The following is a 14,750-nucleotide window of genomic DNA, read 5'->3' as shown; positions in this document are numbered from 1 at the left end:
GGCCGGGCCCCACCCGGGGGGGGGGCCCCCCCCCGGGGGGGGGGGGCCCCCCCCCCCCGGGGGCGGGGGGCCCCCCCCCCCCCCCCCCCCCCGGCGGGGGGGGGGGGGGGCCCCCCCCCCGACTCCGGCCCGGCGCTTCCCCGGGAGGTCGGATCGCTTGCCCTTCCTCCGCATGCGACGGTAGGACTCCGGCCATAGCCTCCCAATTGTGATGCCGCCGAGTAGCAGGACGCAGAGACGCCCCACGGCGGACGTACCCCTGCGGGCCGGTCTGGCTCTGGCCGCCGCGCTCCTGGCGGTCGGCGGCTGGGGCGTGGCCGGGGCTCCGCAGGCGCGGGCGGACGATCCCGTCACCCTCTCGCAGCAGGGGCAGATCACCGACCGGGTGGACGCGCTGGGCGACCGGAAAGCCTCGGTGACCGCCGCCCTCGACAAGCTCTACGCCGAGCACAGGATCCAGCTCTTCGTGGCATACGTGCGCGACTTCTCCGGACGCTCCGCCCAGAGCTGGGCCGACGCGACCGCGGAGAAGAACGGCCTCGGACAGAACGATGTCCTGCTGGCCGTGGCGACCGGAGCCCGGCAGTACGCCTATTCGGCCGACACCCGGTCCGGTTTCACCCAGCAGCAGCTCGCGACGGTCGCGCAGACCGCCATCGAGCCCGCCCTGAAGGAGAACGACTGGGCGGGCGCCGCCATCGGGGCGGCCAACGGGTATTCCGCCGTGCTCGGCGGGCTGCCCGTCCCGGTGCCCACGATCACCCCGGGCCCGGCGGACCCGGGCGGCGCGCCGGACAGCGGGAACGGGGCGGGCGACTTCGTCCTCCCGGTGGTCGCGGTCGGCGCGGCCGGAGCGCTGGGCGCGTACGCGTACTCCCGACGCAGGCGTGGCAGCGCGGCCGGGCGCGGCACGAACACCGGCCAGGCCTGGGGCGGGACCACTCCGGTTCCGCTGCCGGAGCTGGACTCCCGGGCGAAAGGGCTGCTGGTGGAGACCGATGACGCGGTCCGCACCAGTACCGAGGAACTCGGCTTCGCTTCCGCACAGTTCGGCGACGAGGCGGTCGGCCCCTTCACCGAGGCCGTGGAGTACGCCAAGGGCGAGCTGACCCATGCTTTCCGGCTGCGCCAGCAACTGGACGACGCCTACCAGGAGGACGACGCCACCCGGCGCCTGATGCTGGAGGAGATCATCGCCCGGTGCGCGGAGGCGAGCCGCCGGCTGGACGCCGAGTCGGCGGCCTTCGACCGGCTGCGGGACCTGGAAAGGAACGCGCCGCAGGCTCTGGCCACCGTGGAGGAGCAGTTCCGAGCGCTGTCCGGCCGCACCGCCGCTGCCGAGTCGACGCTGGCCGCCCTGACGGTGCGGTACGCGGACTCCGCGCCGGCGCCGGTGGCCTCCAACGCCCAACAGGCCGAGGACAGACTGCTGTTCGCGACGACGAGCCTCGATGCGGCGCGCACCGCGGTCGGCGGCGGCGACAACGGAAAGGCCGCAGTGCATGTCCGGGCCGCCGAGAGCGCGGTCGGACAGGCCGCGACCCTGGTCGACGCCGTGGAGCGACGGGCCCAGGAGCTGGCGGAGGCGGCCGGGAAGCTACCGAGCGCCCTCAACGAGGCCGACACGGACCTCGCGGACGCCCGTGGGCTGCTCACCGGCACCGCGGAGGGCACATCGACGGCGGATCTGCGCGGGCGCATCGGCCGGGCGGAGGCCGTCCTGTCCGACGTGCGGCGGGAGCAGGCGGCGGGCCGGTACGACCCGATCGACTGTTTGCGCCGCGTCGAGGAGGCCGACGCCGCGCTCGACGAGGCAATGGCCGGGGCGCGCGAGCGGGAGTCGGGCCGCCAACGCGCGGTGGCCCTGCTCGACCAGGCCATGCTCTCGGCCCGCAGCGCGATCGGCGCGGCCACGGACTACGTCACCACGAGCCGGGGCGCGGTCGGCAGCCAGGCCCGCACCCGACTGGCCGAAGCGGGCCGGCATCTGGAACGAGCGGTGTCCCTGGCCACGACGGACCCGTCGGGCGCGCTGGCGGAGGCCCAGCAGGCGGATTCCCTCGCGCGGCAGGCGCAGCAGCTGGCCGAGCAGGACGTACGGGGCTATCAGGATCCGTACGGCGGCCGGCGCTCCGGCGGCGGCCAGGGCGGCGCCGTACTCGGCGGGATCATCCTCGGCGAGATCCTGCGGGGCGGCGGCCGGGGCGGCGGCTTCGGGAGCCGGGGCGGCGGCTTCGGTGGGGGCTTCGGGGGCGGCGGCGCCGGTCCGGGCTCCTTCGGCGGCGGCGGGACCCGAGGTCGCATGGGCGGCGGAGGCCGCTTCTGACCGGCGCGCGGACAGCGGCCGGAGGCGCCGGCTCCCGAACACTCCCCCTCAGGCTCACCCGACCCCTCAGGCTCACCAGGAGAGAACCACCATGAGCAAGCAGACGATCCTCGGCCGCGTCACCCAGCTGGCCAAGGCCAATATCAACGCCCTGCTGGACCAGGCGGAGGACCCGCAGAAGATGTTGGACCAGCTGATCCGCGACTACACGAACAACATCTCCGAGGCGGAGCAGGCGGTCGCCGCCACGATCGGGAACCTGCGGATGCTGGAGGCGGACCACGAGGAGGACGTGGAGGCGGCCGCCGAGTGGGGCGGCAAAGCCCTTGCGGCAAGCCGGAAGGCGGACGAGCTGCGCACGTCGGGGACGCCGGAGGACGCCGGGAGCGCCGACAAGTTCGACAACCTGGCGAAGGTGGCGCTGGGCCGCCAGCTGCAGTCGGAGAAGGAGGCGACGACGGCGGAGCCCACGATCGTCGCCCAGACGGAGGTCGTCGACAAGCTCAAGTCGGGCCTGGACGCGATGAAGGGCAAGCTGACGGAACTCCAGGCCAAGCGGGACGAGCTGGTGGCCCGGGCCAGGACCGCGCATGCCCAGAACACGATGATGGACGCGGTGAAGAACATCGACGTGATGGACCCGACGAGCGATCTGCACCGCTTCGAGGAGAAGGTCCGGCGTGAGGAGGCCATGGCCCTGGGCAAGCAGGAGTTGGCGGCCTCCTCCCTCGACGCGCAGTTCGAGTCCCTGGAGGACCTCGGCAAGACCGCGGAGATCGAGGCCCGGCTGGCCGCCCTCAAGCAGGGCCGCGCCGCCTGACCGTCCCCGGACGGAACCCGCCCCGACGCGGACGGACCCGGCGGGTCCGAGGCCTGGCCGCCTGGCACGGCCGGACTCCTCCCGGGGCGCGACGGCGCCCGCGCTGTGACGCCCGGCGGCTTGCGCCCTGTTGGACGGCCGCTCCGGGAGTCGTCCGCTCGGGAGACGGTGTGGCTAGCGGCCCTTCCGCACAAGGTGGGTGATGTGCTCGCCCTCGCTGATCGTGAGCGGGCCTGCCCCCTCCGCGAGGTCGCCCACCCCCAGGGCGACTGCCAGCGCACGGCCGTGCAGATCGAGGGTGGCCTCGGTCAGGGTGGTGAAATCGGCGACGGCGGCGCGTGCGCGGGCCCACCCGGTCAGGCCGATGCCCGCCGCGACCAGCACAGCCGGCCACCACACCACGGTGAGCAGGAGATAGGGCAAGGCCCAAGTGCCGGTGGCGACGGCTGCGGCGAACGCCGAGTGCGCTGCCGTGAGTTCGGCACGTGCGGGATCGGGAAGGATCAGCCAGAGCCGGGACCAGCCATAGGTCAGGTCGAGTCCGTAGCGGTGGTACGCGATCGACTCCACGGCATGAATCCGGTCGCCCATCCAGGTCGGCCTGCCCGGTTCGGCCATGGCCAGCCGAGTGACACGGCCGGCCGCGGCGTCGATCCGGTCCTGCTGCTCGCGGGTGCGTGTGCCCGGGCTTGCGGCTTCGAGCGCCCGACGTTCTTCCACGAGCCGGTGCCACCGCGCACGCCGACGCAGGGTTCGCACCGCCGCGACCGCGACGAACGGGCGCGGCCACTGGCCGAGCCAGACGCGCCGGGTGACCCCGGCCAGGGCCTGCACGACGAAGCCCAGACCGGCGGTGGCCGCCAGAAGGGCCACAACGAGCAGTGCCTGTGCGCCGCTCGGCAGGTCCGCGACCGTGGTGGCGGCGCTCCCGGCCCGCTGGTTCAACAGCGCGACGTCCCACGCGTCGCCATGGCCGAGGTTGACGGACAGCCACACCGCGCCGAGGAAGAACGCACCGGGCAGCACGAGCAGACTGATCCACCGGTCGGCGAGCGTCTTGGCCAACTGCTGGAAGAAACCGCCCACCTGCGCTACCCCCGTTCCAGGGGCCGACCCATGACAGAGCAGCGTGGGATCGCGCCCGCCGGGGGCGGCACCGCCGTCCGGTCACAGGCGCCGTCCGGGCAGCGGAAGGTCTCCTGACGGGCGATGCCCGGCCCGGCTCCCGGCAGCCCCGTCGCGAGCGTGCGCAGGGTCGCCTCACGGTCGGTGTGCAGCAACTGGCCCAGCAGGGTGAGCACCGGACGCCGGGCCCGTGCCTCGGTCACGATCCGTTCCAGCAGGTCCTGACGTTCCGTGGAGTGGAGCCTGGTCTCGCCGATGAGTGCGTCGAACTCCTGGCACAATGTGGTCAGAGCCGTTCGTTCGGCGTCCACCAGGGCTCCTCCGTCCGTCAGTTGGCCGATAGTCTCACGGGTCATGTCCCCCGACCACCGGCCCGATCCGGAGCTGCTGAACCAACAGGCGGTCGACCTGCTCAACCGGGCCACCCAGTCCGGTGACACGGCGCTGCTGGGCGTCTGCGTCTCGTTGTTCCACAACATCCTCGCTCTGACACCGCACCACCATCGACACCGCGCCACCCGCCTGTACAACCTCGCCGAGTCCCATCGGGCGCGGTACGCGCTGACCGGGCAGGAGGACGACGGCGACCAGGCGATCGGCATCGGGCGACAGGCAGTGATCGCCCTCACCGTCGGCGACCCGAACTCCGCGCTGATCCTGGGCAACCTCAGCGCCACCCACCTCATGCGGTTCCAGCGCGTCGGGCATTCGAACGACCTGGACGGGGTCATCGAGTTCGGAGAACGGGCCGTTGCCGCGCCCGGCACCGATCCGAACATCGCGTTCCACCTGTCCACTCTCGCCACGGGCTATCTGCTGCGGTTCGAGGGAACCGGGCACACCGCGGACCTGGACCGCGCCATCGGCACAGGCGAGCGCGCGATGGCCCTCACCCCCGCCGGCTCCCCTCACCGGCCGACAACCCTGACCAATCTCGGCACCTCCTACTGGGCACGATTCGGCCGTGCGGGAACTCCGGCGGACCTGGACCGCGCCATCAGCTTCGGAGAGCAGGCCGCCGCCGATACCGACAACCCGCACCGCGTGACCGCCCTGTCCAACCTCGCCGTCGCCTACAACGACCGCTTCGAGCGAACGGGGAACCTGGCCGACCTGGACCGGGCCATCGGCCACCACGAGCACGCGGTCGCCGCCGCCCCGGACAACGCTCCCGACCGCGCCAACTACGTGTCCAACCTCGCCATGGCGTACCACACGCGGTTCGAACGGCTGGGAGAGATGGCCGACCTGGACCGGGCCATCGGCCACCTCGGCCGTGCCGTCGCCGCCGCACCCCAAGGTCACCGCCAGTTCGCGACCTTCCTGTCGAACCTCGGTATCGCCCACCGGGCGCGGTTCGACCGGCTGGGGGACGTGGGCGATCTGGACGTTGCGGTCTCACATCACGAGCGGGCGGTGGCCGCCACGCCCGACGCCCACCCCGAGCTCGCCCACCGGCTGTCCAACCTGGGCACTGCGTACGACGCACGGCACGACCGGAAGGGGGACCGCCTCGACTTGCACCGAGCCGTCGAGTGCCTGGAACGCGCGGTCGCCGCCACACCCACTGATCACCCTTTCCAGGCGATGGCTCTGTCCAACCTGGCTGCGACGCTGCGGAAGCGATTCGAACACCTGGGGGACGTGGGCGATCTGGACCGTGCCATCGCGCATCACGAACAGGCCGTGGCCGCCACGCCCGACAACCATCCGAATCGGGCGACGTACCTGTCCAATCTCTGCGTCGCCCGCTGGGCCCGGTTCGCCCGCACCGGGACGATGCCCGACCTGGACGCGGCCATCGACACAGGGAGACGCTCGGTGGCCGCCACACCGGACGACCACCCGGACCGTGCGATGCGCCTGAGCAACCTCGGCAACGCCCTCAAGCAACGGTTCGAGCACAGCGGCAGCCGTCACGACCTGGGCCGTGCCGTCGCCTATCACGAACAGGCCGTGGCAGCCACGCCCAACGACCACCCGAACCGGGCGACTCACCTGTCCAACCTGGCGACCGCGTACCAGTCGCGGTCCCATCGCAGCGGCGGCGCCGACTTCGACAACGCCGTCGACCTCACGCTCCTGGCACTCGCGGCCACCCCCGCCGACCATCCCGACCGACTGCTGCGCCTGTACAACCTCGGACAGTCCTACCAGGCACGGTACGAACACTCGGGCGATCCGGCCGACTTGGACCGCGCGCTCGACCTGGCGCGGGAGGCGGCCGATGCCGTCCCCGCCGACCATCCGGACCGCGCACAGCATCTGTTCAACCTCGGCAACACCCATCGGCTGCGCTTCCTGCGAACCGGCGACCCGGCCGACCTCGACCGCGCCGTCGACGCGGCAGAGGACACCGTCGCCGCCACCCCCGCCGAGCATCCCCGGCGAGCCTCACGCGTCTACTTCCTCGGGATCTGTCACACGAGGAGGTGGGACACCGGCAACACCATGGACCGGTCGTTGATCGCCCGTCTGGCGGACGGTGCGCTCGGGGCCAGGACATCGCCCCCGTTGGACCGGCTTCGTGCCTGCTGGGCAGTCGGCCGGCTCGCCTACGCAATGGACGAACCGCGGACCGCCCGGCTGCTGTTCGACGCCGCGGTCGAACTGTTGCCGTTGGTCGCGGCACGGGAGACCTCGTCGGCGGACCACGAACACCGCCTCGGCGTGAACCGCGGACTGGTCGGCGAGACGATCGCCGTGCACTGTGCCCTCGACGATCCTGGCGGCGCGCTCCAGGCAGCGGAGCTGGGCCGGGCCGTCCTGCTGGCCTCCCGACTGGCGCTGCGGACTCCCCTCGCCGAACTCGAACCCGAGCACCCGGCACTGGCAGGACGTCTGAGCCGCGTCCGTGATGCTCTCAACGCCCCTGACCCTCCAGCCATGGCCACGCCCGACAGTCAGGACCTCGACCACGTCGACCGGCGTAAACGGCTGTGGGCCGAGCACGACGCCGTACTGACGGAGATCCGCCGACTGCCGGGTCTGGACCGTTTCCTGCTCCCACCGACGTGGACCGAGCTACGACCGACCGTCCCCGGTGGGGCGGTCGTGCTGCTCAACGCAGGCCGACAGCGCAGCGACGGCATCGTCGTCACCGCCGACGGCCCCCCGCTTGCGGTGCCGCTGCCCGAACTGCGGCTGGCCGACGTCGAGGCGCGGGCCGCCGAGCTGACGGAAGCGACCCACGACGCCAGCTCGTTCACCGGCGAGCTGCGCCGGCAACGGGTGCTGACGGAGCTGCTCGGCTGGCTGTGGGACACGACGGTCGAGCCGGTCCTCGAAGCGCTCGGGAACCGGCTCCGCCCGGACGACGGAGTACTGCCCCACGTGTGGTGGATGCCGACCGGGCCGCTCGGACTGCTGCCGCTGCACGCGGCCGGACACCCCGGTAGCCGCGGCGCACTCGACCGGGTGATCTCGTCGTACACGCCCACCCTGCGCACCCTGGCCCGCGCACACGGACGCCCGGCCGCGACAGACCTGCGACGACTCACCGTCGCCCTGGACAGGACCCCGGGTCTGCCGGACCTGCCGGCCACCGCCTCGGAAGCGGCGAGCCTGCACGCCGCCCATCCCGACATGCCACTACTGACCAACGATCAGGCCACGGCCGTGCGCGTGACCGGCGCTCTCCCCCAAGCGAGTTGGGCACACTTCGCCTGCCACGCCGGCACCAACCCCGACGCGCCGTCCGAGGGCGGGCTCCACCTTCACGACGGCGTGCTGTCCATCGCGGAGATCGGTCGCCTCGACCTCCACGAGGCCGAACTGGCCTACCTGTCCGCGTGCTCCACAGGACATGCCGGCTGGAGGCACGCGGACGAGTCCATCCACCTCGCCTCCGCGTTCCAACTGGCCGGGTTCAGGCACGTCGTCGCGAGTCTCTGGCCGCTGGACGACCTCGTCGCGGCCGACACGGCCGACCACTTCTACCGCCTGATGCCGGACACACCGTCCGCCGAGGCCGCGGCGACGACGCTCCACCGCGTCATCCAGCGCCTGCGCGCCGAGCACCCCTCCCGACCACACTTGTGGGCATCACTGATCCACAGCGGGCCATAGCCCGGCCCGGACCCGAACTCGAAGGCCGCTGCGAGGGATCCAGCGACCAGGTCTCACACCTGACGCCGAGACACCAACTCCTCGGCACAGGACGCTCGTTCATCTGACCGGCATGGTCAGGAAAAGGCTCTGGTGAACTGTTGATCCCCGCCTTCGTTCACCCGACGCTGTGATCCCTGCGCGCCCACATCGGCGCGTGCCACGGAGGGGGACCACGGGGACATGAACTGACCGACAGCGAGCACCGTCGAAGTCTCGCTGCGTCACATCCTCAGCGACCGGACGACCGGCTTCCTCAACCGGACCCGCAGGATCACCTGGCGGGACAGCCTGCCACCGGGCGACAGGCCTTGCTCCTCCGATCTGTCGCGAGCCCTGCGGCAGGGCTGGATCGAGAGCAACCTCGGGTTCAGGCGGCGCTGTCGCGGCCCCGCTCCAGACGCCGGCCCCCGTCGCTCCCTTCCGACAGGTCGGCGGCGACCGCTGCCCGGACTGCCGCACCGCGCGGGAGATGATGGGGATGCAATGACGGAACGCGAGGTCAGGAGCTTCCATGGCGAAGCAGGTTCACCAACCGCGTGAGGACTCGGAGTTCGATTTCATCCTGAGGATGAGCGGAGTCCCGGTCCTCGCATACTTCATCGGAACCTGGCCCAAGGCAATCGAACCCTGCCGCGCGATGGACCTCGTCATCGGTGGAATCGCCGACGAGTACACGGGCCGTCTGACGGCCGTGCGCACCGACATCACGCGCTGCCCGGCCGCGACGGAGCGATACGGCATCACCGGAGCACCGTCCTACGCCCTGCTGAAGGATGGAGAGGCGGTGGCGCACAGCACGGGGCCCATGACGAGCGCCCAGGTACGGGAGTTCCTGGACGGCCACCTCTGACGGGCCGCTCGCGCCCGCACTCGCCACCAGCGCACCTTGCGAGCTGGCCCCCGAGAATTCTGAGACCCGCACCAGCCCTGCCCACGATCTGCTACGCCGACAGGCATCGATCGAACCCGTGAGGCATCGACTGACGGCACATGAAAACATGCCCCAGGCGAGGCGGTGTTGACCTCCTCGGACGAACCAGGCGAAGGGTGCTCACGTGGGGGACATATCGGCCGAGCGGCGTCGGATCCTGCAGTCACCTCCGCCCGAGCTCGTCGCTGCGGCGGCTGCGAACCCGGGCGGATCGGTTGCGGTGATCGACCCCGACCTCATCAGGGACCCCAACGGCTATGTCCCGGGGGAAGCCGTCCAGGGTGTCTGGCGGGTCGGCGAGGACGGGAAGCTGACCGGTGAGTTCGTGGAGAATCCGAACTACGGCACTCCCAAGGACGACTTCGCCAAGCTCGCGGAGTCCAAGCACTGGTTGGACTGGCTCGGCGAACAGCCCGCCGCCGCAGTGCGCGACTCCATCGCGGAGATCCTGGACGAACAGGTCCCTGGAGCGGTTCTGGAGTGGATCAAGGTACTTGACGCTCCGCGGTATCTCACCGGAGGCCGCCCCAAACCGGACGACGAGAGCCACATAGTCGTCACCCGCGCCGGCATCAGCCTGCTCTTCGCGCTCTCCGTGGTCAGCCCCGGACAGGGACGGGAGATCCTCCAGGGCACGTTCTCCTGGGTCGCCGTCAGCCTCGACCAGCCCGGCCAACGCAAGGACCAGGTCTGGCTCGACCTACGAGTCGACCTGGACTGGGCCGAGACGGAGCTCCGCAATCGGATCTACCTCGTCGGCCGGTCCCCAGCTCCCGGCACGAGCGCCTGAAACGCCGGCGCACGCTCCTCACCGGTGAGAAGTGCACCGCCGTCGTCCCGTATTCGGTGGCCGCCCCGCCATCGGAAGTCGGTGCGCCGCTCCCGTCGGAACCGTTCTCCGTACCGCCATGCATCATCATTGCGACCCTGCGGCCACGAGCGTCGCGGTGATGGGTTCGAGTTCGGCGATCAGTTCGTCGAGTTCGGCGGGAGACAGAGCCTCGAACGGCGGGGCGGCGAGCTCGTCGGTAAGGGCCTCGATGCGTTGTTTGGTCTCACGGCCGGCGTCGGTGAACCGGCCGTCGGCATCGACGAGCCCGCGCTCGCGCAAGCCGTCCATGACCGCGGCCAGCCGCTCCTTCGGCAGGTGATGGATGCGCCCGAACGACTCCGGCGGATGGATGCCGCTCGCCAGGGCGCTGAGTACATGGGCCTCCGTACCACCGATGCGCGCGCCGACGAGAGCAGCGATGTGCCCATCACCGCGGTGCTCGCGCAGCATGGTCGCGGAATGCCACAGCCGGGCGACCGGGTCGCTCGGCACCGCAAGGGTGCGCATCCCGGCGAACATCACCCGCCCTTCCGTGGGCGCGTTCATCGCGGCCTTGGTGGTCAGATCGGCGGCGCGCACCAGGCCCGGCGAGTCGGCCGGTTCGTCGCCGAGGATCCGCCGTAGCGAGGCCGCGCTGCCCCGCTCACGCGCGGCGACGGATGCCTCGGGCGGGATCGTCTCCCACGCCCTCGGGATGTGTCGCGCGGCTTCCCCTTCGGCAAAGTTGTAGAAGGCGGCGTGCACGACCTGTGCCGGCACCCGCCCCAGCGGCGCCGCCCGGCCGGCGAAGTAGCCGTCCCAGTACGTGCGATGGCCGAGGGCGGCCATCTCCTCGTTGCATTCGTCCGCGAGGAAGGTGACCAGGCAGATCGGCTCCAGGAGCTCGAACATCCGACGGGCGGTGCCGGTCCTCAGAACGCCCGGTTCACTGTCTGCCATCTTGCATCCTCCATGAGGTCTGTTGAGCGAACCTGGACGACTGCGCCGGCTCCGTCGAGCCGACCCGTCATCCGCGCGTACGGATCATCCGCGCGTACGGATCTTTCGTGCCGTCGTGATGATGACCTGCGTTCGCCGAGAAACTCATCGGTACGCGCGCATGAGGAAGCCACGGCCGGCCGGTCAGGCCCAGCGGCCCTACCGCCGACGTCGTACCAGGGCTCGATCGTCCTGCCCCTAGGAACTGACGCCGACGGGCGATCAGAGGCGATCAGATCAGCCCCCCGATGAGGCGCCGGAGCCTGCCTATTGACGCGAATTGTTCGGGAGTGCACACCTGTTGCGCGGCGGCGCGGTATGGTCGCGCATTCGAACGGCGTCCGTTTTCGTGGGGCAGGTGTTCCACACGGGCCCGTCGAGCGCACGACGGCGCGGCCGACCTCAGGGTCCGGGCCGCGGCACCGTCGTGCCTCACTCTGGGGGGTTCATGCGCAGGGCAGTCATGGGAACGTCTCTCGCCGTCGCCGGCGGGCTCGTCGCGGCCGGCGTCGGCCTGTGGACCGGCGCCGATCGGGCGACGGCGACCTCCGCCCAGGTGCGCTTCACCGCGGACGCTCTGCCCACCTGGCAGACCAACGGCATCGTGTGGGCGCTCGCGCACTCCGGGTCCACCGTTTTCGCCGGCGGCACGTTCTCACAGATCCGTCCTCCGCAGGGAGGCTCGGGGGCCGTGCAGAACGCGGTCAACTTCGCCGCGTTCGACGCCGCGACGGGTAATCCCACGAACTGCAAGCTGTCGTTCACCATCGGCAGCGGCACTGCGACCGTGCGTGCGCTCGCCGTGTCCCCGGACGGCAAAACGCTGTACGCGGGCGGCTATTTCAGTGCCGTCAACGGCACGCCGGCCAGCAGCCTCGCCGCCGTCGACATCGCGAGCTGCACGCCGAAGGCCTCGTTCCATCCGCAGGTGAACGCGACCGTACGGGCGCTCTCCGTCACCGCCGACACCGTCTACGCGGGCGGCGACTTCACCCAGGCGGACAGCGAGAGCCGCGGCAGGTTCGCCGCGGTCAACGCTTCCACCGGTGCCGTCCTGCCGTTCGACGTGAACGCCGACGCGCCCGGCCGCGCCATCACCGTCGCACCCGACGGCAAGCATGTCGTGCTGGGCGGCGACTTCTTCACCGTCAACGGGACAAGTACGCACGCCCTCGCCGTGGTCGACGCCGGCAGCGGCGCGGTCACCACGCCGTACCCGGGGTTCATAGCCGACAACTCGGTGGTGAAGTCGCTCGCTGCGGACGGGGACGGCGTGTACACCGGCAACGAGGGCACCGGCCACCACGCCTTCGACGGACGGATCGGCCTCGACCCGGCGACGTTCGCCCAGCGCTGGCGCGACACCTGCTACGGCGCCACCCAGTCCGTGTTGCCGTACCGCAGCGTCCTCTACAGCGCATCGCACGCGCACGACTGCTCCGAGGTCGGCGAGTTCCCCGACGGGGCGCGCCATCACTTCCTCGCCCAGTCGACCGGCGGCACCAGTCACTACGGCTGGTTCCCGCAGACCAACGACGGCCTCGGCGAACAGATCGGACCCCGCGCGCTCACCGTCGCGACCTCGGGGAGCACCGACTACCTGTGGTCCGGTGGCGAGTTCACCACCGTCAATGACGCGCCGGCGCAGGGACTGACCCGCTTCGCCTCGACCGGCGACAAGGGCGCTCCCTCGACACCCGTGGCCACCGCGGAGAGCGTGAAGCCCGCTGAGATCGCCGTGCACGTCCGCTCCGCCTTCGACGCGGACGACTCCCGTCTGACGTACCGGATCTACCGGGACGGCGGTACCACCCCGGTCGCCACGCTCACCGGCGACTCCACGTTCTGGTCACGACCGCAGCTGACCTGGACCGACAAGGGCGTCACCGCGGGGGCGAGCCACAGCTATCGGGTCACCGCCACGGACGCGGCGGGCAACGCCAGCGCCCTTTCGGCCTCGGTGTCGGCGAGCGGCGCGGCGAAGGCCGACGCCTACGCGTCAGCGGTCCTCGGCGACGGCGCCCAGCTCTACTGGCGCTACACGGACGCCTATCCGGGTCTCGCCGCCGACACCAGCCCCGCCGACAGCAACGGAGTCCACGTGGGCGGCCCCGCGCTGCGGCAGTCCCCCGGCGCGGTCCCCGGCTCCACCGCGCTCGGCCTCAACGGCACCAGCCAGTGGGTCTACAGCGATCACCGCTTCGCGCAGCCGGCGGCGTACAGCATGGAGACCTGGTTCAAGACCTCCACCACCGCTGGTGGCCTGCTCACCGGCTTCGGCGACAACACCGCCAAGGCGAGCACCGCGTACGACAAGCAGGTGTGGATGAACAACGCAGGCCGGGTCGTGTTCGGGGTGAACTCCGGTGGCTGGAAGACCCTGACCAGCAGCGGCGCTCTCAACAACAACGCCTGGCACCACATGGTCGCCACACAGAGCCCGAACGGCATGGCGCTGTACATCGACGGCAAGCTCCAGGCGAGCAACACCGTCGCGGGCAGCCGCGCGTACTCCGGCTACTGGCACGCCGGATACGACAACCTGCGCGGCGTTCCCGGCGCGCCCACGTCCTACTGGTTCGCGGGCCAGCTCGACGAGACGGCCGTCTATGCGGCCGCCCTCACGGCCGCGAAGGCCGCGAGCCATTACAACCTGCGCTAGGCAGCGCCGACTGGGCCCGCCTGGTGGTTCACCGGGCGGGCCCAGCCGCGTTCGACGCGGGGCTCGGCGCTGCTTCGGGCCGCCATGGGAGGGGACCTCACCGTGCCGGGAAGCGTCTTCGCGGTGATCGGCACCTTTGCCGGACCGCCGATGGCTTGCAGTGCTTCCCCACCTTTCAGCGGAGGCGCGCTGGTCCCGCGCCATGCTGCTCGCCCACCTTCGGTGGCTTGCCTCCTGGGGCCCGCAGGCTCCGGGCGCTCCGGGCGCGGTAACTGCCGGAGGGGGCCCGCCGCGGCAGCACAGGCGCCACATCGCGCTGAGCCGACCGCGTCACGAACGTGGTTCCAGAAGCTCCAAGGCGCCGGTTTCGGTGTCGTAGCTGCGCAAGGTGGTGAGCCGGACCGACAGCGGCGGCGCGGGCAGCAGCTCGGAGACCCGTCGGCCGGCGAAGGCACCAGCCCGCCGCGTCCGGCCGAGGGTGACATGCGGGCTCCAGCGTCCCGGCTCGTGAAAGGGGTTGAGGGTGGCTGGCGAACTGTCCGAGGCGACCGCCTCCCACACCCGGCGGTGCAAACCGGCCAGTGCGGAGTCCAGGTCCAGTGCCCAGGCCAGAACCGAGGTGGGCCGTTCGAAGCGGACGATGCCGGTGAACCGCACCGGCAGGGGCAGAGCAGCGGCCACCTCGGCGAGTTCCCAGCGAATGGGGGCGGTCAACTCCCCGCAGGCGGCCAAAGTGAGGTGCGGGCTGTTGGTCGGGGAGCGGTGCAGCGCCTGACTGGGCAGTCCCGCGTCCGCCAGTCGCCGCCAGGCCTCCCTGACGGACAGGTCCGCCGCCTCATCCAGCAAAAGCTCGACCGTGCGCACCGTTGCAGCCTACCGGCGATCGCCTGGGGTTCCCGCCGCACGCCTGCCTGCACCAAAAGGGCTCGCGACGCCGACACGGGCGCGACATGGCCCGTCTCCCCC

General features: G+C 71.5%; 10 protein-coding genes. 6 read left to right on the top strand and 4 right to left on the bottom strand.

Annotated elements, in window-relative coordinates; all coding sequences use genetic code 11:
* Window positions 1–211: 211 nt before the first annotated feature.
* Together ACIRQH_RS12920 and ACIRQH_RS12915 are read left to right on the top strand one after the other, a co-directional pair.
* Entirely contained in the window at window positions 212–2,326 is a 2,115-nt protein-coding gene (locus ACIRQH_RS12920) for a TPM domain-containing protein (protein WP_404225705.1), read from the top strand.
* Window positions 2,327–2,417: 91 nt separating this feature from the next.
* Window positions 2,418–3,146, top strand: a complete 729-nt coding sequence (locus ACIRQH_RS12915) for a PspA/IM30 family protein (RefSeq protein ID WP_404225703.1) — start codon at window positions 2,418–2,420, stop codon at window positions 3,144–3,146.
* A gap of 174 nt (window positions 3,147–3,320) precedes the next feature.
* Here the strand turns inward: ACIRQH_RS12915 and ACIRQH_RS12910 are convergent, their stop codons facing one another.
* Together ACIRQH_RS12910 and ACIRQH_RS12905 are read right to left on the bottom strand one after the other, a co-directional pair.
* Window positions 3,321–4,232, bottom strand: coding sequence for a hypothetical protein (locus ACIRQH_RS12910; RefSeq protein ID WP_404225701.1), 912 nt, complete (start codon window positions 4,230–4,232; stop codon window positions 3,321–3,323).
* A 5-nt stretch (window positions 4,233–4,237) separates the two neighbouring features.
* On the bottom strand, window positions 4,238–4,627 hold the full coding sequence (locus tag ACIRQH_RS12905) for a hypothetical protein (RefSeq protein WP_358817631.1): 390 nt from the start codon (window positions 4,625–4,627) through the stop codon (window positions 4,238–4,240).
* Between ACIRQH_RS12905 and ACIRQH_RS12900 the strand changes: the two genes are divergently transcribed.
* From ACIRQH_RS12900 to ACIRQH_RS12890, 3 genes are all read left to right on the top strand, one after another.
* A complete protein-coding gene (locus tag ACIRQH_RS12900; protein ID WP_404225699.1) occupies window positions 4,626–8,339 on the top strand; it encodes a CHAT domain-containing protein in 3,714 nt (1,237 codons plus the stop codon). The two genes, ACIRQH_RS12905 and ACIRQH_RS12900, sit on opposite strands and share 2 nt — an antisense overlap.
* Before the next feature lie 553 nt (window positions 8,340–8,892).
* Complete coding sequence (locus ACIRQH_RS12895; RefSeq protein WP_388881069.1) at window positions 8,893–9,231, top strand: thioredoxin family protein; 339 nt, start codon at window positions 8,893–8,895, stop codon at window positions 9,229–9,231.
* Between the two features lie 205 nt (window positions 9,232–9,436).
* Window positions 9,437–10,102 carry a hypothetical protein gene (locus ACIRQH_RS12890; RefSeq protein ID WP_404225697.1) on the top strand — a complete coding sequence of 222 codons (666 nt, stop codon included), beginning with the start codon at window positions 9,437–9,439 and terminating at the stop codon, window positions 10,100–10,102.
* Window positions 10,103–10,228: 126 nt separating this feature from the next.
* Here ACIRQH_RS12890 and ACIRQH_RS12885 read toward each other — a convergent pair whose 3' ends face one another.
* A complete protein-coding gene (locus ACIRQH_RS12885; RefSeq protein ID WP_358817626.1) occupies window positions 10,229–11,083 on the bottom strand; it encodes an SCO6745 family protein in 855 nt (284 codons plus the stop codon).
* 487 nt (window positions 11,084–11,570) lie between these two features.
* Between ACIRQH_RS12885 and ACIRQH_RS12880 the strand changes: the two genes are divergently transcribed.
* Window positions 11,571–13,784: a LamG domain-containing protein gene (locus ACIRQH_RS12880; protein WP_404225695.1), complete on the top strand. Its 2,214-nt coding sequence runs from the start codon at window positions 11,571–11,573 to the stop codon at window positions 13,782–13,784.
* Window positions 13,785–14,114: 330 nt separating this feature from the next.
* On the opposite strand, the gene ACIRQH_RS12875 is transcribed toward ACIRQH_RS12880, so the two are convergent.
* The gene (locus ACIRQH_RS12875) at window positions 14,115–14,648 is read right to left on the bottom strand and encodes a 2'-5' RNA ligase family protein (protein WP_358817624.1); all 534 of its coding nucleotides are present in this window, start codon (window positions 14,646–14,648) and stop codon (window positions 14,115–14,117) included.
* Window positions 14,649–14,750: the final 102 nt, after the last annotated feature.

It is taken from the genome of Streptomyces sp. NPDC102279, assembly GCF_044766365.1.
Classification (GTDB): Bacteria; Actinomycetota; Actinomycetes; order Streptomycetales; family Streptomycetaceae; genus Streptomyces.
Note: the sequence above shows the minus strand (reverse complement) of the source record. Positions and strands in the feature narration are given on the sequence as shown.